This is a genomic window from Halopseudomonas oceani (genome assembly GCF_963677335.1).
In the GTDB taxonomy this organism is placed as follows: Bacteria; Pseudomonadota; Gammaproteobacteria; order Pseudomonadales; family Pseudomonadaceae; genus Halopseudomonas; species Halopseudomonas oceani.
Genome location: NZ_OY781932.1, coordinates 100990 through 118416, shown reverse-complemented (window position 1 = coordinate 118416; position 17427 = coordinate 100990). Strand labels below are relative to the sequence as shown.

General features: G+C 62.3%; 17 protein-coding genes. 11 read left to right on the top strand and 6 right to left on the bottom strand.

Going from position 1 to position 17427, the window contains the following annotated elements; translation table 11 throughout:
• Window positions 1-6: 6 nt before the first annotated feature.
• From rutC to rutA, 3 genes are read right to left on the bottom strand one after another with little or no spacing between them, the layout of a single operon-like run.
• Window positions 7-390, bottom strand: a complete 384-nt coding sequence (gene rutC, locus ACKPCU_RS00500; RefSeq protein WP_104738080.1) for a pyrimidine utilization protein C — start codon at window positions 388-390, stop codon at window positions 7-9.
• Window positions 387-1139 (bottom strand): pyrimidine utilization protein B, encoded by a 753-nt coding sequence (rutB, locus tag ACKPCU_RS00495; RefSeq protein WP_321349113.1) that lies wholly within the window; start codon window positions 1137-1139, stop codon window positions 387-389. The genes rutC and rutB overlap by 4 nt, the downstream gene beginning before the upstream one ends.
• Window positions 1139-2227 (bottom strand): pyrimidine utilization protein A, encoded by a 1089-nt coding sequence (gene rutA / locus ACKPCU_RS00490; RefSeq protein ID WP_118131354.1) that lies wholly within the window; start codon window positions 2225-2227, stop codon window positions 1139-1141. Before rutA ends, rutB begins: the two co-directional genes overlap by 1 nt.
• A gap of 235 nt (window positions 2228-2462) precedes the next feature.
• Between rutA and rutR the strand changes: the two genes are divergently transcribed.
• The 8 genes from rutR (at window position 2463) to ACKPCU_RS00450 (ending at window position 10425) form a co-directional block, all read left to right on the top strand.
• Window positions 2463-3191, top strand: coding sequence for an HTH-type transcriptional regulator RutR (gene rutR / locus ACKPCU_RS00485; RefSeq protein WP_321349112.1), 729 nt, complete (start codon window positions 2463-2465; stop codon window positions 3189-3191).
• 242 nt (window positions 3192-3433) lie between these two features.
• On the top strand, window positions 3434-4441 hold the full coding sequence (locus ACKPCU_RS00480) for an isopenicillin N synthase family dioxygenase (RefSeq protein WP_321349111.1): 1008 nt from the start codon (window positions 3434-3436) through the stop codon (window positions 4439-4441).
• A gap of 1 nt (window position 4442) precedes the next feature.
• Entirely contained in the window at window positions 4443-4829 is a 387-nt protein-coding gene (locus ACKPCU_RS00475) for a VOC family protein (protein ID WP_088277161.1), read from the top strand.
• Window positions 4830-4862: 33 nt separating this feature from the next.
• Window positions 4863-5954: a BMP family ABC transporter substrate-binding protein gene (locus ACKPCU_RS00470; RefSeq protein WP_104738085.1), complete on the top strand. Its 1092-nt coding sequence runs from the start codon at window positions 4863-4865 to the stop codon at window positions 5952-5954.
• Window positions 5951-7468, top strand: coding sequence for an ABC transporter ATP-binding protein (locus tag ACKPCU_RS00465; RefSeq protein ID WP_104738086.1), 1518 nt, complete (start codon window positions 5951-5953; stop codon window positions 7466-7468). Before ACKPCU_RS00470 ends, ACKPCU_RS00465 begins: the two co-directional genes overlap by 4 nt.
• A complete protein-coding gene (locus tag ACKPCU_RS00460; RefSeq protein ID WP_118131356.1) occupies window positions 7461-8555 on the top strand; it encodes an ABC transporter permease in 1095 nt (364 codons plus the stop codon). The genes ACKPCU_RS00465 and ACKPCU_RS00460 overlap by 8 nt, the downstream gene beginning before the upstream one ends.
• On the top strand, window positions 8555-9484 hold the full coding sequence (locus ACKPCU_RS00455; protein WP_321349110.1) for an ABC transporter permease: 930 nt from the start codon (window positions 8555-8557) through the stop codon (window positions 9482-9484). Before ACKPCU_RS00460 ends, ACKPCU_RS00455 begins: the two co-directional genes overlap by 1 nt.
• Before the next feature lie 164 nt (window positions 9485-9648).
• Entirely contained in the window at window positions 9649-10425 is a 777-nt protein-coding gene (locus tag ACKPCU_RS00450) for an SDR family NAD(P)-dependent oxidoreductase (RefSeq protein WP_104738089.1), read from the top strand.
• Here ACKPCU_RS00450 and ACKPCU_RS00445 read toward each other — a convergent pair.
• Both ACKPCU_RS00445 and ACKPCU_RS00440 read right to left on the bottom strand, forming a co-directional pair.
• Window positions 10404-11348: an alpha/beta hydrolase gene (locus ACKPCU_RS00445; RefSeq protein ID WP_321349109.1), complete on the bottom strand. Its 945-nt coding sequence runs from the start codon at window positions 11346-11348 to the stop codon at window positions 10404-10406. The two genes, ACKPCU_RS00450 and ACKPCU_RS00445, sit on opposite strands and share 22 nt — an antisense overlap.
• The gene (locus ACKPCU_RS00440; protein WP_321349108.1) at window positions 11332-12807 is read right to left on the bottom strand and encodes a flavin-containing monooxygenase; all 1476 of its coding nucleotides are present in this window, start codon (window positions 12805-12807) and stop codon (window positions 11332-11334) included. Before ACKPCU_RS00440 ends, ACKPCU_RS00445 begins: the two co-directional genes overlap by 17 nt.
• Window positions 12808-12900: 93 nt before the next feature.
• Here ACKPCU_RS00440 and ACKPCU_RS00435 point away from each other — a divergent pair, with 93 nt between their 5' ends.
• From ACKPCU_RS00435 to ACKPCU_RS00425, 3 genes are all read left to right on the top strand, one after another.
• A complete protein-coding gene (locus ACKPCU_RS00435) occupies window positions 12901-13935 on the top strand; it encodes an AraC family transcriptional regulator (protein ID WP_321349107.1) in 1035 nt (344 codons plus the stop codon).
• 132 nt (window positions 13936-14067) lie between these two features.
• Window positions 14068-15246 carry an acyl-CoA dehydrogenase family protein gene (locus ACKPCU_RS00430; protein ID WP_118131362.1) on the top strand — a complete coding sequence of 393 codons (1179 nt, stop codon included), beginning with the start codon at window positions 14068-14070 and terminating at the stop codon, window positions 15244-15246.
• A 12-nt stretch (window positions 15247-15258) separates the two neighbouring features.
• On the top strand, window positions 15259-16401 hold the full coding sequence (locus ACKPCU_RS00425; protein WP_321349106.1) for an acyl-CoA dehydrogenase family protein: 1143 nt from the start codon (window positions 15259-15261) through the stop codon (window positions 16399-16401).
• A 130-nt stretch (window positions 16402-16531) separates the two neighbouring features.
• Here the strand turns inward: ACKPCU_RS00425 and ACKPCU_RS00420 are convergent, their stop codons facing one another.
• Entirely contained in the window at window positions 16532-17308 is a 777-nt protein-coding gene (locus ACKPCU_RS00420; RefSeq protein ID WP_407651780.1) for an outer membrane protein OmpK, read from the bottom strand.
• Window positions 17309-17427: the final 119 nt, after the last annotated feature.

Here is a 17427-nt window from a genome sequence, read left to right as displayed (position 1 = left end):
ACGGCCTCAGCCGACGTGGGCAATGCTGGCGATTTCGATCAGCGCGTCCGGTTTTACCAGACCGCACTGGATGCAGTAACGCGCCGGCTTTTCGCCCGGGAAGTACTCGGCGTAGACGGTGTTGATGGCGGCATAATCGCTCCAGTCGCGCAGCATGATCATGTTGAAGGTGACGTCATCCATGGTGCCGCCGGCTTCCTCGACCACACCCTTGATGGTTTCCAGCACGTGACGGGTTTGCGCTGCCGCATCGCCAACGTGCACCACGTTGTTGTCTTTGTCGAAGGGCAGGGTGCCGGAAACATACACAATGCCATCGGCCATCGAGCCCGGAACGTAGGGGGCCAGCGGTTTGCCGGTGCCGGCGGGGAGTACGGTTTGCTTGCTCATGCGGTTGCTCCTTGAGTAACGGGCTTGGTCAGTGCAGTGCAGAAGTCATCGACGGTGCTGACCCAGCCAAAGAAGGTTTCGATGTTGTACAGCGAGGCCTGCTGGACGAACTCCGGGCCGGCCTGATGGGTGGCGTCGGCCAGTACCACGCCGAAGTATTCGAGGAAGAAGCCGTCGCGCAGGGTGGATTCCACGCAGACGTTGGTGGCGATGCCGGTAAACACCAGATTGCGGATGCCGCGGGCGCGCAGCAGGCTGTCGAAGGCGGTGTTGAAGAAGCCGCTGTAGCGCGGTTTCGGCACCACAAGGTCGCCCGGTTGCGGTTGCAGGGCGTCGACCAGATCGTAGTCCCAGGTGCCCTTGGCCAGCAGCTTGCCCTGCAGCTCCGGGTTCTTGCGCATGGTCTTCAGCGCGTTGGACTTGTGCCAGTTCGGCGAGCCGGGGCCGCCGGCTTCGGCGTACTCGCTGTCCCAGCCGTTCTGGAAGAAGATGACCTGCACGCCGGCGGCGCGGGCCGCTTCGATGGCGCGGGCGATCTGTTCGATCACCGGCCCGGTGCTGGAGACATCAAAACCCGCCAGATCCAGATAGCCGCCCTTGGTCGAGTAGGCGTTCTGCATGTCGACCACGATCAGTGCGGTCTCGCCGCTGTTGATCGCCAGTGACTCGGGGCGCGCGGGCAGAATCACATCGGTCGGGTTGTTGCGTACCGGTGCATGACCGACAACAGGTTTGGTCAGGCTGTTCATCACGCAGTCTCCAGCATCTCGTTAACGTGTTGGCGGCTCTTCATCAGCGGCTGGATCTTGCTGCCGAAGTCTTCGATGCCCTTGATGAAGTCGTCGAAGGTCAGCATCACGCCGCTGTTGCCGGGCACGGTGGCGACTTCGTCGAGCATGCGCGCAACGTTTTCGTAGGAACCCACCAGAGTGCCCATGTTGATGTTCACGGCGGAGGTCGGATCGGCCATCTGGCGGATGTTGGTGTCGCCCTTGGACTTGGTGTCGGCGGCGCCCTGTTCGCCCAGCCAGGCGATGGCTTCGTGGTCGGCGCCGTCCTTGTAGTGCTCCCAGCGGGCGCGGGCGGCTTCGTCGGTTTCATCGGCGATGATCATGAACAGCGCGCAGGAGGTGACGTCGCGGCCGCTTTCTGCGGTGGCCTTGACCAGTCGTTCGACGGTCGGCGCGAAGGCAGTTGGCGTGTTGACGCCCTTGCCGAAGCAGAAGTTGTAGTCGGCGTACTTGGCGGTGAAGGCCATGCCGGCCTCGCTCTGCCCGGCGCAGATGACCTTCATGTCGGCCTGGGGTTTCGGGCTGACGCGGCAGTCGTCCATCTGGAAGTGTTCGCCCTTGAAGTCGCTGCGACCGGTGGTCCACAGGTCGCGCAGCACGGTGGCGTACTCACCGAGATAGTCGTAGCGGTTGGCAAAGAACTCATCACCCGGCCACAGGCCCATCTGGCTGTATTCCGGCTTCTGCCAGCCGGTCACCAGGTTGACGCCGAAGCGGCCGTTGGAAATCGAATCGATGGTCGAGGCCATGCGCGCAACGATCGCCGGTGGCAGGGTCAGGGTGGCGGCGGTGGCGAACAGCTGGATGCGCTCGGTCACGGCGGCCAGGCCGGCCATCAGGGTGAAGGACTCGAGGTTGTGTTCCCAGAACTCGGTCTCGCCGCCGAAGCCGCGCAGCTTGATCATCGACAGTGCGAATTCGAAGCCGTAGTGCTCGGCGCGTTGCACGATGGCTTTGTTCAGATCAAAGGTCGGCATGTACTGCGGCGCGTTCTTGGAGATCAGCCAGCCGTTGTTACCGATCGGGATGAAGATACCTACATTCATTGGATTGCACTCCGTGGTCCATTTGTTCAGAAGGTCGGCGTATACGGCCGGCCGCTGAACTGGAAAAAGCACAATCCAGGCCATGTTTTTTTTGTTGATTTAAATCAATGGTTTGTGTGGTTTTATTGGTTTAAGTTAGACCATTTAGTCTGAATTAGAGCACTTGGTTTGTGCATGCGGCTCTGTTTTGGGGGCCATTTTGGGGCTTGAGTTGGACTGTGTTACCAAGGGTAGAATGCGACCACCAAGGATTAAGGCTGCCCCTCCAGTGAGCAAACAAATACAGCGTCCCGCAACACCTGCAAAGAAGCCCAAGGCGCGCAGTCGGGTGCCCAGCGAGGCGACGCTGAACCGCCGCAAGCGGCTGATGGAGACCAAGCGCAGCGCTATCATGGAGGCGGCGCTGGATGTGTTCTCGCGCTATGGGCTGCACGGCACCAGTCTTGATCAGGTTGCCAGTCAGGCCGATGTATCCAAGACCAACCTGCTGTATTACTTTGCTTCCAAAGAAGACCTGTACATCAATGTGCTGCGTCAGTTGATGGATGTCTGGCTGAGCCCGCTCAAGGCGTTCAGCGTCGAGCAGGACCCGGCCGAGGCGATTGGCGATTACCTGCGCGTGAAGCTGGAACTGTCACGTGATCATCCAGCTGAGTCCCGGCTGTTCTGTCTGGAGGTCATTCAGGGTGCGCCGCTGTTGTTGGGCGAGCTGCAGGGCTCGTTGCGTGATATCGTCGAATCCAAGGTCAGCGTCATCAATGCCTGGATCGGGGCCGGTAAGCTGGCACCGGTCGAGCCGCATCATCTGATCTTTTCACTCTGGGCCATGACCCAGCACTACGCCGACTTTCGTACCCAGGTTGAGGCCGTCTCTGGTCGTACCTTGGAAGACCCGGCCTTCTTTGCCGAGACGCTGACCAATCTCAAGGCATTGGTGTTGCAGGGCGTCTGTCCGCGTTCTTGATGTAGATCAATATCTCCGCCCCTTTTTTGGGCTAAACGCACAAACCGAGTGCTCTAGATCAGACCGTTTGTTCCAAAATAAGCGGTCGGTTTTCATTATCTATCTGTTTTTTAAGAAAAAACACTTTTTGGCATAGTTGCTGCAAACGTCTCCGCTGATTGGAAAATGGCGCGTTGAATACTTCTCGCGTCGCTTCTTCTGCTCAGTGCTCTCGCTGAGCTCCATTTGGAGGAAACGGTTGTATGACGCTTCAATACGTTCCCATTATCGACCTTGGCCCCTATTTCGACGGGACTGCCGAGGGTAAAGCTGAGGTGGCCAAAGCGGTTAACCAGGCCTGTCGCGACATCGGCTTTCTGGTGATTACCGAGCACCAGATTCCCAAGGAATTGATCGAGCGGGTCTATGCCTTGACTTCACAGTTCTTTGATCTGCCGATGGCCGAAAAGCGCAAGGCGGACCGTCCGCGTCCGGACATGGTCCGCGGTTACAGCGCGGTTGCCGAAGAAAGCCTGTCCTACTCGATGGAAGAGGCGGCGCCGGGCGATCTCAAGGAATCCTTCTCGATCGGCCCGACCGATGTACCGGCCGAGCCCTACTACTCCGAAGCCATGGCCGGCCCGCACTTCGCGCCGAATGTCTGGCCCGCTGACCTGCCCGGATTTCAACAGGCCTATGCCGAGTATTTCGAGGCCATGGGCGATCTGGCCCGCACGCTGATGCGCATCTTCGCGCTGGCGCTGGAACTGCCGGAAACCTTCTTCGACGACAAGATCGACAAGCACATCAGCATGTTCCGCAGCCTGCGTTATCCGCACCTGAAAGAGGGTATCGAGGAAGGCCAGCTGCGCGCCGGTGCGCACACCGATTACGGCAGCCTGACCATCGTCAAACCCGACGGCGCGCAGGGTGGTCTGCAGGTTTGCAACCGCGACGGCGAGTGGGTCGATGTGCCTTATGTGGAAGACGGCTTCGTGGTCAACATCGGTGACCTGATGATGCAGTGGACCAACGATCAGTGGATCTCGACCCTGCACCGGGTGATCAATCCGCCGGAAGACGCTGCCGGTGATCAGCAGCGCCAGTCGCTGGTGTTCTTCCATCAGCCCAACTACGACGTGATGGTCGAGTGTCTGCCGAGCTGCCTGGCCGAGGGCGAGACGCCGCGGTATGCACCGGTCAGCTCCGGCGATCACCTTAAGTCCAAGTTCGTCCGTCAGACGACCTTTGGCGGCAGCAAGGTGGCCTGATATGAGCAAACTCTCCTACGTCAACGTATTCGCCCGCGACATCGAAGCGCTCAGCGGGTTCTACCAGCGGGTGTTCGACTTTCCGGAAGTGGAGGCGATTCGCTCGCCGATCTTTGTCGGTCTGGATGCGGGCACCTGCTGCATCGGCTTCAACGCGCCGGATGCCTACGAGCTGCTGCATCTGGCCGAGCACTCCGACACCCGCGGTTGCAAGTTTCTGCTCAACATCGACGTCGACAGCCCCGCCGAGGTCGACCGCATGGTGCCGATCGCCGTCGAGGCGGGCGCCACCCTGATCAAGCCGCCGTATACCACCTATTACAACTGGTATCAGGCGGTGCTGATGGATCCGGAAGGCAACGTGTTCCGTATCAACCACATGATGTAGTCACACCACCTGATCGCAAGAAGGACTTTGGCAATGAAAAAACTGATTGCGGGCGCCGTATGCGCCCTGGCCGCCTGCGGCCTGCCGACCCTGGCTGCTGCCGAGGAAGGCGGATTTACCCTGACCGGCCCGGCGAAGATCGCCATGCTCTACATCAGCCCGCGCAACGACGGTGGCTGGACCCAGGCGTTCGACGAGGCGCGTCAGCGTCTGGAAGGCGAGATCGGCCAGAAGATTCAGTACGTGGAAAGCGTGCCGGAAACCGCCTCGGCGATCAAACCGACCGTTGAGCGGCTGATTCAGCGTGGCGCTAACATCATCATCGGTACCGCCTTCGGTTACTCCGACACCTTCAAGGAGCTGGCCGACAAGTACCCGGAAGTGGCCTTCCTGAATGGCTCCGGCACCACCAATTCGCACAACCTGGAATCCTTCTACGGTCGCACCTACGAGAGCCAGTACCTGTGCGGCATGGCGGCAGGCGCTGCGTCTGAAACCGGCAAACTGGGCTTCGTTGCCGCCAACCCCTTCGGTCAGGTGAACTGGACCGTCAACGCTTTCGCCATGGGCGCCCAGCAGATGAATCCGGATGCGACCGTCACCGTGATCTACACCGGCGCCTGGAACGACCCGGTCAAGGAGCGCGCGGCAGCCACCGCACTGATCGACCAGGGCGCTGACGTCATCGGCCAGCACGTGGATAGCCCGACCCCGCAGATCGTTGCCCAGGAGCGCGGCGTCTATGGCACCGGTCACCACCGTGATATGAGCGAGTTCGCCCCCGAAGCCACCGTCTGTTCCTCGGTCTGGGTCTGGGATCGCTTCCTGGCACCGGAGCTGAAGAAAATCATGGCCGGCAACTGGGTACCGGCTGAACACGGTGCGCTGCTGTCGATGGAGCAGGGCGGTACCGACGTCTCCTGCTGCGGCAAGGGTATAGACGAGGAAGAGAAAGCCAAGATCATGGCTGCCCGTGAAGAGCTGCTGAACGGCGAGAAACTGATCTACGCCGGCCCGATCTCTGACCGTGACGGCAACGTCAAAGCGGCGGAAGGTGAAGCGCTGTCCGACGGTGAACTCTGGTCCATGGACTGGTTCGTCAAGGGAGTGATTACCCAGCAATGAGCAACCCGAACGCGATCCGGCTGGACAGCGTAAGCAAGTCGTTTGACGGCTTCAAGGCGCTGTCCGAGGCCTCCTTCACCGCACGCTGGGGCGAAGTGCATGCCCTGCTGGGCGAGAACGGAGCGGGCAAGTCGTCCCTGATGAACATCGCCGCAGGGCTGTATGCGCCGGAAACCGGATCGCTGTTCATCGACGACAACCCGGTTCGTCTGAAGGGGCCGCTCGATGCCGCAGCACAGGGCATCGGCATGGTGCACCAGCATTTCAAGCTGGTGAAACCCTTCACCGTGGCAGAAAACATTCTGCTCGGTCTTCGTCACCTGCAGGCCGGTACCTACCGGCAGCGGCTGGCGCAGACCGCCGAGCAGATCACCGCCATGGCCGCCAGCCTGGGGTTCAGCATCGAACCCCACGCGCGGGTGGATCAACTGTCGGTGGCCGAGCAGCAACGGGTCGAGATTCTCAAGGTGCTGCTGGCCGGTGCCCGCATTCTGATTCTCGATGAACCCACCGCGGTACTGACCGATGCGGAAGCAGAAAACCTGCTGACCACGGTCCAGAATTTCGCGCATCAGGAAGGTGCTGCCGTCATCCTGGTGACCCACAAAATGAATGATGTCATGCGCTACGCCGATCAGGTGACGGTGATGCGCACAGGCTCAACCGTTGCCAGCCTCAAGCCGCAGACCGTGTCGGTAGGTGAGCTGGTCAAATTGACCGTTGGCGATGCGCCGACTCCACCGCAGATTCCATCCAGCCGAGACGCGGGCGAGGTCAAGCTGGCGGTGCGTGATCTGCGCTCCAGCAGCGACGCGCCGGTGCTGCGCGGCGTCAATCTTGAGCTGCGCGCTGGCGAGATTTACGGCATCGCCGGGGTTGGTGGCAATGGTCAGAGTGAACTGGCCGGCGCGCTGATGGGCCTGCCCGAGCCGGTGTCCGGCGAGATGGAACTGGTCGGTGAAGGTGATCTCAACAGCCTCAGTGCGGCCCGTCGCCGCGAGCTGGGCATCGCCTGCATCCCGGCCGACCGCTACAGCTCGGCGCTCGCCGCACCGCTGTCGATCAGCGACAACTTTGCCATGGGCGATGTGCACAGCGGTCGCTACGGGCCGTTCTGGTTCCTGCGCCGCAAGCGGATCGAAGCCGACACCGCCGCCGCGGTCGCCGAGTTTGATGTGCAGGGTGTGCGCTCGCTGCAACAGAAGGCGGCGCTGCTGTCTGGCGGCAACGCGCAGAAGCTGGTGATTGCCCGCGAATTCGCCCGTGCCCCGCAACTGGTCATCGTCCACAGCCCCAGTCGCGGGCTGGATGTGCGCGCCACCCTGGCGGTGCACGAGCGGCTGCGCAGCGCGCGTGATGCCGGCGCTGCCGTGCTGCTGATCAGCGAAGACCTCGACGAAGTGATGGCGCTGGCAGACCGCATTGGCGTGATGTCGGCAGGACGTATCATCGGCGAGTTTGCCCAACCGGCAGACCGCCAGGCAATCGGGCAGGCCATGGTGAATCATGTTTGATACAACGAATTTTCAACCGCTGCTGGCGCGCCGTTACACCCTAGAAGTACGCCAGCAGATGGCCTGGTACTGGCAGGCGCTGGTCATCGCGCTGGCGCTGCTGGTCGGGATGCTGATTTCGGCAGCCATTCTGGTCGCCGCCGGGGTGCCGGCGGGTGAGCTGCTCAACGAGTTTGTGATCCTCACGCTGTTCGACAGCCAGAGCCTGCGTGCGGTGCTGTTTCAGGCCGCACCGCTGATCATGGTCGGTCTGGCCGGCTGTCTGGCCTTCCGCGCGCGCTTCTGGAACCTCGGCCTTGAGGGGCAGATGATCTGGGGAGCGATTGGCGCCACCGCGATCTCGCTGTTCGAGATCGGACCGCCGTCGCTGCGCCTGCCGCTGATGATGGCCTGTGCCATGGCCTGCGGCTTGCTCTGGGCGCTGGCGCCGGTGCTGCTCAAGCTGCACCTGAAGGTGAACGAGATCATCTCCACGCTGATGCTCAACTACATCGCGCTCAACTTCCTGCTGCATCTGGTCTACGGCAGCTGGAAGGACCCGCGTGATTCGTTCCCCTATTCGCCGCAGTACAAGGTGTTCGAGCGTCTGCCCGAGCTGTTCGATGGCGTCAGTCTGGCGGTCGTGCTGGCGCTGGTGGTCGCACTGTTCGTGCTCTGGTTCACCGGCATTTCACGCGCTGGCCTGTACCTGCGCTTTGTCGACAGTAGCCCGGGTGTGGCGCGGGCGGTCGGTGTGCCGGTCAAGCGGGTGATCCTCGGGACCGTGCTGCTATCCGGTGCGCTGGCAGGTCTGGCCGGGCTGATGATTACCGCTGGACAGGAAGGGCGGCTGACCCACTCGTTCTACGCCGGGTACGGTTTCTCCGGGATTTTGATCGCCTTCCTGGCACGCAATCAACCGATTGCCGCGACCGTGGTGGCGGTGCTGGTGGCCACGCTGTTTGTCGCCGGGCGCAGCCTGCAGGTGTTCTATCAGATCCCGTTCTCGATGGTGCAGTTGATCCAGGCGATTCTGGTGATCTGCGTGGCGTCGTCCGAGTTCTTTATCCGTCACCGTATTCGCCGCATTCAGGGAGGGCAGGTCTGATGGACATGATTGCAAGCTGGATCGGCAACATTCCCGACTTTGCCGTGCCCTTTGCGTTGGCGGCGCTCGGGTTGATCGTCATAGAGCGCTCCGGGGTGCTGGCACTGGGCGCCGAAGGCTTGATGCTGGTCGGTGCGCTAGCGGGTATCGGGGCGTCGCTGATGACCGGTGGCGCGGCTGTCTGGGCGTTGATTCTGGCTATGTGCGCGGCCGGGTTTGTCTCGCTGCTGTTTGCCCTGATGGTGCTGGTGATGCGCATCAATCAGGTGATCGCCGGTCTTGCGCTGGTGTTCTTCTGTCAGGGCCTGACCGGGTTGCTTGGCACCCTGCTGGACTGGACCAACAAGCCGGTCGCCGGGCTGCACGCGGTATCGCTCTGGCCGTTCTCGGAGCTGCCGGTGGTAGGCAAGCTGTTTGTGCAGAACCCGCTGGTATTTGTTACGCCGCTGATCTTCGTCGTGGTAGTTCTGGTGCTCAATCGCAGCGTGCTCGGCCTGCGCCTGCGTGCGGTTGGCGAGAACCCGCAGGCGGCGGATGCCGCCGGTATTCCGGTGCTGGGCTATCGCTGCGCCGCCATTGTTGCCGGCTCGATGCTGATCGGTCTGGCCGGTGCCTATATCTCGGTACTGAGCACCAAGATGTGGATCGCCGACATGGTCGGCGGGCGCGGCTGGATTGCCGTGGCGCTGGTGATTTTCGCCCGCTGGTCGCCGTGGAAGGCGCTGGCCGGTGCCGTGCTGTTTGGCTGTATCGAGGCGCTGATTCCGCAGATGGCCGCCTCCGGTATTCGTCTGCCGCAGTACTTCGTATTTATGACCCCCTACGCCGTCACCCTCGGGGTGATGATCTGGGTAGCCTTGGCCAGCCGCGATAGCAGCAGCCAGCCCGGGGCGTTGGGAGAACCCTTTATTCGAGAAGAACGCCGCTAGCGGCCCTGAAAGCAGGCTACGTGGCCATCGCGGCGCTAAGAGTCGGCTCAACATGCTCATTTACTGTTCGTAAACTGCGCTGTTTCGCCAACTTTTGCCTTGCGCTGACTGCCTCGCCGACGCTTTCAGCACCGCTAGCCCGGAACTGAAAACAGGATATACCCATGCAAGGTGCAGTATTGATTACCGGCGCGACCTCCGGGTTTGGCGCCGCCAGCGCGCGCTGTCTGGCGCGGCAGGGCTGGCCGCTGATTCTCTGTGGTCGCCGTCTGGAGCGCCTGCAGGCGCTGGCCGATGAATTGAGTGAGCTGACTACGGTGTTGCCGCTGCAGCTGGATGTGCGCGATGCCATCGCCGTGCAGCGCGCCATCGATAATTTGCCGGAGCCGTTCTCCGGGATTCAGGTGCTGGTCAACAATGCCGGGCTGGCGCTGGCGCCGGGGCCGGCACAGGCGGTCGAGCTGAGCGACCTGCACACCATGATCGACACCAACATCACCGGGCTGGTCAACATGACACACGCGGTGCTGCCCAGGCTGATTGCCTGGGGCAGCGGCGCGACCGTCATCAACATTGGTTCCACCGCCGCCGGTAACCCGTATCCGGGCAGCCATGTTTACGGTGCCAGCAAGGCGTTCGTGCAGCAGTTTTCCTACAACTTGCGCTGTGACCTGCAGGGCACCGGCGTGCGGGTGACTGATCTGGCTCCGGGTATTGCCGAGACCGAGTTCAGTCTGGTGCGCAATGCCGGGGACTCGGGTGCCGCGGACAAGGTCTATCAGGGCACAGTACCGCTCACCGCCGACGATGTAGCCGCACAGGTGGGTTACATCGCCGCGCTGCCTGCGCACATGAACATCAATCGACTGGAAGTGGTGCCGGTGCGTCAGGCCTGGGGGCCTTACGCGATTCACCGGGATCAGCTTACCGAGTCGGCCTGAGCGCTGTTCACAAAGTCAACCACCCGCTGCAGTGCCGCATCAGCGCTGTGCAGCAGCCCGGCGTGGGCCTGAAATACATGCCACAGGTCCTCGTAGCGCTCCAGCCGTACGGCGACGTCGGCTGCGCGCGCGGCTTCGGCCAGCCGCAGGCTGTCGTTCAGCAGCACCTCATCTTCACCGACCTGCAGCAGCAATGGCGGCAAGCCCTTGAGCTGGCCGAACAGCGGCGACACCATCGGATCGGCGCGGTCCAGCCCGGCCGGGCAGTAGGCGTCCCGGGCGCTGTCTAGCCAGGACGGATGCAGCAGTGGGTCGCCGGCCGCAGGCGCGTGCAGCTGCTCGGCAGTCATGTCGGTGACCGGTGAAAAGCAGACCAGCGAGGCGGGCAGCGGCAGCTTGAGCGCGGCCAGCTTTTGCGCCGTCACCAGTACCAGGTTGCCGCCTGCCGAATCGCCGATCAGGGTGATCTGCGCGGGCGTATAGCCTCGCTGCAGCAGCGCCTGATAGGCGGCGACCGCATCGTCACAGGTCGCCGGTGCCGGATACGCTGGCGCCAGTCGGTAATCGAGTGCGCAGACATCGAACTGACCACGGCTGGCGAGCGCCGAGCAGATGCCCCGATGGGTCTGCGGGGAGCCGATGACGAAGGCGCCGCCATGCAGGTACAGCAGCACTCGACCGTTGCCCCCTGCGGCCGGGCGGTGCCACATACAGGGCCGTCCGGCGATCTGCTCTGTGCTGCGGCTGACGCCTTTGGCCAGCGGCATGCCGAGGGTCAGCAGGCGCAGGATTATCGCCTGCAGGGAAAACGGAATGGGTGGCCGCACTAGACCGCGAAACAGCAGTTTCAGCATGCCGCGCAGAAAGGCGCGCAACCCGGGCTGCCCTGGATTGCGATACAGCTCATCAACGTACCTGGACATAATCGCTCCATGTCGGTTTGCGGGTCATGTATCGATAGGTGAAGGTAAAACCGGGCCAGTTGACGGTCTGTTTGCCGTCGGCGGTCAGATACCAGCTCTGGCAACCCTGAGCCCAGATTGTGCCGCGGGCGTCATCCTGCAGCTGCCGGTTGTAGCGCGCCTGCACTTCGGGCTGCAGATCAAGGTAGCGCAGGCCACGGTCGCGCACGGCCTTCACGCAGGCGATGACGTAGCGGAACTGGCTTTCCAGCATATAGATGATCGAGTTGTGGCCGAGGTTGGTATTTGGCCCGTAGAGCACGTACAGGTTGGGGAAGCCGGCGACCGAGATGCCTTTGTAAGCGTCGGCACCGTCGCGCCAGGCTTCATTCAGCTCGCTGCCGTTGAGCCCGGTGATGCGTATCGGCGCGAGGAATTCGGTGGCGGCAAAGCCGGTGCCATAGATCAGCACGTCGGCCGGGTGCAGGGTGCCGTCCTGGGTGATTACACCCTCTGGCACGACCTTCTCGATACCGTCGGTGACGACATTGACGTGAGGCTGATTCAGCGCCGGATAGTAGTTGTTGCTGATCAGGATACGCTTGCAGCCGAGTGGGTAATCCGGGGTCAGGGCCGCGCGCTTGGCTGGGTCGCTGATGTTGCGCTGCAGGTGGCGCAGCGCGGTCTTTTCGCTGCTTTTGACCAGCGCCGGGAAATGCACGAAAGCCAGCGCGCGCACTTCGTGGGTCAGGTACTGCCAGAGCCGGTCCAGCTGGTGCAGCTGCGGCAGGCGGCTTAGCCAGCGGCGGCGTGAATCGCTGTATTCGCAATCATCCTTGGGCAGCACCCAGGCGGCGTTGCGCTGGTACAGGTCAAGCTGAGCCACCTCGGGCACGATCTGCGGTACGAACTGGATCGCCGAGGCGCCGGTACCGATGACCGCGACCCGCTTGCCCTTGAGGTCAACGTCGTGCTGCCACTCGGCCGAGTGGAAGGCCGGGCCGGCAAAGCTGCAGAGGCCTTCGATGTTCGGCATCAGCGGGCGGTTGAGCTGGCCGGTGGCGGCGATCAGATTGCGCGCGACCAGGGTTTCTCCGCTGCTGGTAGTGACCTGCCAGCAGCCGCTGTCGGCGTCGAAGCGGGCTTCGCTGACTTCGCAATTGAGGCGAATGCGCTGGCGCAGGTGGTATTTGTCGGCGCAGTGGCGGATGTAGGCGTGAATTTCGTCCTGGCGGGCGTACTTGTGCGGCCAGGTGGTGCGCGGCTCAAACGAGTAGGAGTACAGGTGCGAAGGTACGTCGCAGCCGGAGCCCGGATAGTGGTTGTCGCGCCAGGTGCCGCCGATGTCAGCGGCCTTTTCCAGCAGCAGAAAGTGACTGATGCCGGCGCGGTCTAGCTGGATGGCCATGCCAAGGCCGCCAAACCCGCTGCCGATGATGATGGCGTCGAGTGGTGCGGCAGGTGAGCTTTTTGTAGTCATTGTGTGCTTCCTCCTGTGCGACTGATATTAGGCCTTGTCTATCACTGGGGGTATGGCATAGTCGGTCAAAAAATTGTGAGTTTCGGACACGTCATGACTGCTACTGCTCCTCCCTGGCCGCGCCTGCGCAACATCGGCAGCGTTCAGTTGCTGACCCAGCTCGGCACCGAGCTGGCCCTCACCGTTCCGCAGTGCCTGCAGGGCACCGGGCTGGATGTGATGGCGCTGGCCGATGGTCAGGCCCAGGTCGAGGCGGCGCAGGAGCTGCAGGTGGTCAGCAACCTGCTCGCTGGCCTGCCTGGTCAGCCGCTGCTCGGCCTGCTGGCCGGGCGTCGTTACCAGCTCAGCCGGTACGGCATCTGGGGTTATGCGCTGCTTAGCAGTGCTTCGCTGGGCGAGGCGCTGGAGATGGGGCTGCGCTATCTCGACCTGACCTTCGCCTTTTGCCGTATCCATGCCCGTGAGGACGCCAGCGGTCGTTGGCTGGTCATCGATGACCGCTGGATTGAGCCGTCTCTGCGGCGCTTTCTGTTGCTGCGTGACAGCGCCGCAACCGCGCGAATTCAGCGTGAACTGACCGGGCTGAGGCAGCCCTTCAAATCAGTTCGGCTGACCCTGCCTGCGCCGCCGGATGCTCAGTTGAATGCCTACACTGAAGCCTATGGTTGCACCCCGCAGTTCGATGCTGCCGAAACCATGCTTGAACTCGACCCGGCGCTGCTGGCCCGTGGTTTGCCTGGCGACAATCCGGCGATTCGGCAGGCCTGCGAGCAGCAGTGCCATCAACTATTGCAGCGCTACCGGGCGCGTGATGGCCTGGCCGGGCGGGTGCGGGAATTGTTGCTGGACGGTGGTGCAACCCTGCCGGACATGCCCACGGTCGCTGCCCGGCTGCATCTGACTGAGCGCACCTTGCGTCGCCGTCTTGATGGCGAGCGGACCAGCTTTCGGCAGCTACAGGAGGAAACCCGTGAGGCATTGGCAGAAGAGCTGCTGCGGGTACCGGGGTTGTCGCTCGAGGAGGTGGCGCAGCGACTGGGTTACGGCGAGGTCTCCAACTTTGTCCATGCGTTTCGGCGCTGGAAGGGAATGACTCCACGGCAGTTTTGCCGTAGCGCCCGGGTCTGACGCATCAGCCTGAATGATGGGTGACTATTCGGTCAGTCAAGAGCCGCTTCCGTGCGGCGCCGGCCGGAGTATCTTTGTGGGCTGACCGATTCAGCGTTTCCTGCAGATAAATCACAACAAAGGAGAATGCCCGTGGCCGATCTGGACGTATTTCGCCAGCAAACCCGCGCCTGGCTGGAAGAGAACTGCCCGCAGAGCATGCGCACACCGCAACGCTCGGACAACGATGCCTGCTGGGGTGGGCGTAAGTTCACGTTCGCCAGTGAAGATCAGAAACTCTGGCTCGAGCGCATGGCGGCGCGCGGCTGGACCGCGCCCGAGTGGCCGACCGAGTATGGTGGCGGTGGCCTCAGCCAGCAGGAGCATAAGGTGCTGCGCGAAGAAATGGCGCGCATCAACGCCCGTCCGCCGCTGTCCAGTTTCGGGATATGGATGATCGGCCCGGCGATTCTCAAATTCGGCTCCGAAGAGCTCAAGCGTCAACATCTGCCGCCGATTGTCCGCGGTGAAATCCGCTGGTGTCAGGGCTACAGCGAGCCGGGTGCCGGCTCCGACCTCGCCGGCCTGCAGACCCGTGCCGAAGACCACGGCGACCACTTTATCGTCAATGGCCAGAAGATCTGGACCTCCTACGCCGACAAGGCTGACTGGATGTTCTGTCTGGTGCGTACCAACCCCGATGCCAAGAAGCAGCTGGGCATCAGTCTGGTGCTGTTCGACATGACCACCCCCGGCGTGAGCACCCGCCCGATCAAGCTGATTTCCGGCAGCTCGCCGTTCTGCGAAACCTTCCTGGACAACGTCCGGGTAGAGAAAAATCAGGTGGTCGGCGAAATTAACGCCGGCTGGACCATCGCCAAGTACCTGCTGACCCACGAGCGGGAAATGATCGGTGGCATGGGCCGCACCGCGGCTGGTCAGAAGACCCTGCCGCAGATCGCGGTGGATGCCGTTGGGCTGGAAGACGGCAAGTTGGCCGATGGCATGCTGCGCGGTGAGCTGGCGACATGGGATCTGGACGCGGCTGCCTTTGCACTGACCGCCGAGCGGGTGCTGGATGAAGCCAAGGCTGGGCAGGGCGTCGGCGCGGCCTCGGCCATGCTCAAGTATTACGGTACCGAGCTGAACAAGCGGCGGCAGGAACTGATGGTCGCCCTGCATGGCAGCGATGCCATGGTCTGGGAAGGAGAGGCGTCACGCGAAGGTGTCATTCCTCGCACCTGGCTGCGCTCCAAGGGCAACTCGATCGAGGGCGGTACCACCGAGGTGCAGCTCAACGTCATCGCCCGCAACATTCTCGGCCTTCAGTAAGGGGACACTGTCATGTCAGCTTTGGTACTTAACGAAGAACAACAGATGCTCAAGGACGCGGCCAAGCGTTTCATGAGTGAAAGTGCACCGGTCAGCCAACTGCGAGCGCTGCGCGACAACCGCGACGAAACCGGCTTCTCCCGCGAACTGTTGCAGAGCATGGTCGAGATGGGTTTTGTCGGCACCCTGATCCCGGAAGCGCTGGGCGGTGCCCAGTTCGGCTACGTCGGTATGGGCCAGGTCAGCGAACAGGCCGGCCGCAACCTCAGCGCCTCACCCTTGATCTCGACCGCCATTGGCGGTGTGGCTGCGCTGCTGCTGGCCGGTTCCAGCGAACAGCAGCAGGCGCTGCTGCCGCAGGTTGCCGAGGGCGGCCTGTTGCTGGCGCTGGCCGTTGACGAAGCGCCGCGTCACGCGCCGAATCGGGTGGCAACCCGGTTGCAGGTGGCCGATGGCGGGTATCTGCTCAATGGCCGCAAGACCTTTGTGGTGGATGGCCACGTCGCCGACAAGCTGATCGTCTCCGCCCGCAGCGAGGGCACCGAAACCGATCACGCCGGTATCAGCCTGCTGCTGGTGGACCGTAACGCCCCCGGCGTGAGTGTCGAGCGCACCATCATGGCAGACAGCCGCAATGCGGCGATTGTCAGCTTTGAGGACGTCAAGGTCGCAGCCGGTGATCTGCTGGGTGAGGCGGGCAACGCCTGGGCTGCGCTAGAACTGACGCTGGATGTGGTTAATGCGCAGCTGGCTGGTGAGCTGCTGGGCATTTCGCTGGAGGTGTTCGAGCGCACCGTTGCCTACCTGCAGGAGCGTAAGCAGTTTGGGGTTGCGCTGAGCACCTTCCAGGCCCTGCAGCACCGCTGCGCGCATCTGTTCAGTGAGCTGGAACTGGTCAAGTCGGCGGTGTTGAAGGCGCAGATGGCGCTGGATGCGGGTGATGCCGAGGCGGCGCAGTGGGTCAGTCTGGCCAAGGCCAAGGCCTGCGAAGTGGCTGAACTGGCGACCAACGAAGCGGTGCAGATGCATGGCGGTATGGGCATGACCGACGAGTTTGATATCGGTCTGTTTATGAAGCGCGCGCGCAGTGTGCAGGCGTTGTTTGGTGACTACCGCTACCACGCCAACCGCTTTGCGGCGCTGCGGGGTTACTGAGGGGGAGGGCCGAGTTTCAACTCGGCCAAGGTATTGCACGGTGGCTGCTGGTCGAGCGGGAGCTCGACCCTCCCGGGTGCCACAGGCATAAAAAAACCGCAGCCTTGGCTGCGGTTTTTTTATGCCCTGATCAGAAGTGAACTTTGACGATCAGGTTGGTGGCGCTCTGGTTGGTGTCCAGACCGAAGGTACCGTTCGAGATGCCGTACTTGTGCTTCCAGTAGTCGTATTCGATGCCGGTATACAGCTGTTTCTCGGACCAGCCCAGCGCCTTGCCCAGATCGTATTTGATCTGCGGGTTGATGTGCAGGTTGGCGTGGTAGTTGTCGCCGTCGTTGTCAACAACCCAGTCGATAAAGCCGTCGATCAGGATGTCGGAGTTGCCCACCGGTACGGTGTAGGCCCAGACCGGAGTGATCTGCCAGATACCGCGGCCGCCTTCGTCGGTATCGGCATGGCGGTAGTAGGTGTTCAGCTGGAAGTAGTCGAAGCCGGGGATGTTCAAGTCGACGGCCGGGCCGAGCAGGTAGTTTTTAACGTCGTTGCGGCCGAATTCGTAGGTGCCGGCCAGCAGGACGTCGGTGATTGGGCCGAAGGCAAAGCTCTGGCCGGTGATCTTGCCCAGCGACAGGCGCGGGGAGATTTCACCGTAGTAGCTGCTGTTCTGATCTTCGCTGTTGGTGCCGCCGTTGTAGTGGATACTGTCGAAGAAGGCGAACAGGTCACCCTTGGTCCAGCCGCTGGCGTGCTCAAACGTCACGGTCTGCTGGGTGTCCGGGTCGACCTGGAAGTCGGTGCCGTACAGGTAGGTAATGCTGTTGTTCTGCCACAGCAGGGGATAGGCGTGTGCAAGGCTGCTGGCCAGCATCAGGGTGCTACCCAGTGCGGCGCGGGTCAGGCTGTTCATGGATGTTGCTCCATTTCGTATTGGCATTATGGGTGTAAAGCTGGGGGTCAGCTGACCTGATGGCCGACCTGACCGCTAATCCGGCGCGCATGGTATAGCAAAATGCGGCTGGAAGCAGC

Coding starts and splice junctions, on each gene's coding strand:
- ACKPCU_RS00460 (WP_118131356.1), top strand. CDS start 7,461: ATGTTTGATACAACGAATTTTCAACCGCTGCTGGCGCGCCGTTACACC.
- rutC (WP_104738080.1), bottom strand. CDS start 390: ATGAGCAAGCAAACCGTACTCCCCGCCGGCACCGGCAAACCGCTGGCC.
- rutB (WP_321349113.1), bottom strand. CDS start 1,139: ATGAACAGCCTGACCAAACCTGTTGTCGGTCATGCACCGGTACGCAAC.
- ACKPCU_RS00435 (WP_321349107.1), top strand. CDS start 12,901: ATGACTGCTACTGCTCCTCCCTGGCCGCGCCTGCGCAACATCGGCAGC.
- rutR (WP_321349112.1), top strand. CDS start 2,463: ATGCGACCACCAAGGATTAAGGCTGCCCCTCCAGTGAGCAAACAAATA.
- rutA (WP_118131354.1), bottom strand. CDS start 2,227: ATGAATGTAGGTATCTTCATCCCGATCGGTAACAACGGCTGGCTGATC.
- ACKPCU_RS00425 (WP_321349106.1), top strand. CDS start 15,259: ATGTCAGCTTTGGTACTTAACGAAGAACAACAGATGCTCAAGGACGCG.
- ACKPCU_RS00475 (WP_088277161.1), top strand. CDS start 4,443: ATGAGCAAACTCTCCTACGTCAACGTATTCGCCCGCGACATCGAAGCG.
- ACKPCU_RS00440 (WP_321349108.1), bottom strand. CDS start 12,807: ATGACTACAAAAAGCTCACCTGCCGCACCACTCGACGCCATCATCATC.
- ACKPCU_RS00480 (WP_321349111.1), top strand. CDS start 3,434: ATGACGCTTCAATACGTTCCCATTATCGACCTTGGCCCCTATTTCGAC.
- ACKPCU_RS00465 (WP_104738086.1), top strand. CDS start 5,951: ATGAGCAACCCGAACGCGATCCGGCTGGACAGCGTAAGCAAGTCGTTT.
- ACKPCU_RS00445 (WP_321349109.1), bottom strand. CDS start 11,348: ATGTCCAGGTACGTTGATGAGCTGTATCGCAATCCAGGGCAGCCCGGG.
- ACKPCU_RS00420 (WP_407651780.1), bottom strand. CDS start 17,308: ATGAACAGCCTGACCCGCGCCGCACTGGGTAGCACCCTGATGCTGGCC.
- ACKPCU_RS00470 (WP_104738085.1), top strand. CDS start 4,863: ATGAAAAAACTGATTGCGGGCGCCGTATGCGCCCTGGCCGCCTGCGGC.
- ACKPCU_RS00455 (WP_321349110.1), top strand. CDS start 8,555: ATGGACATGATTGCAAGCTGGATCGGCAACATTCCCGACTTTGCCGTG.
- ACKPCU_RS00450 (WP_104738089.1), top strand. CDS start 9,649: ATGCAAGGTGCAGTATTGATTACCGGCGCGACCTCCGGGTTTGGCGCC.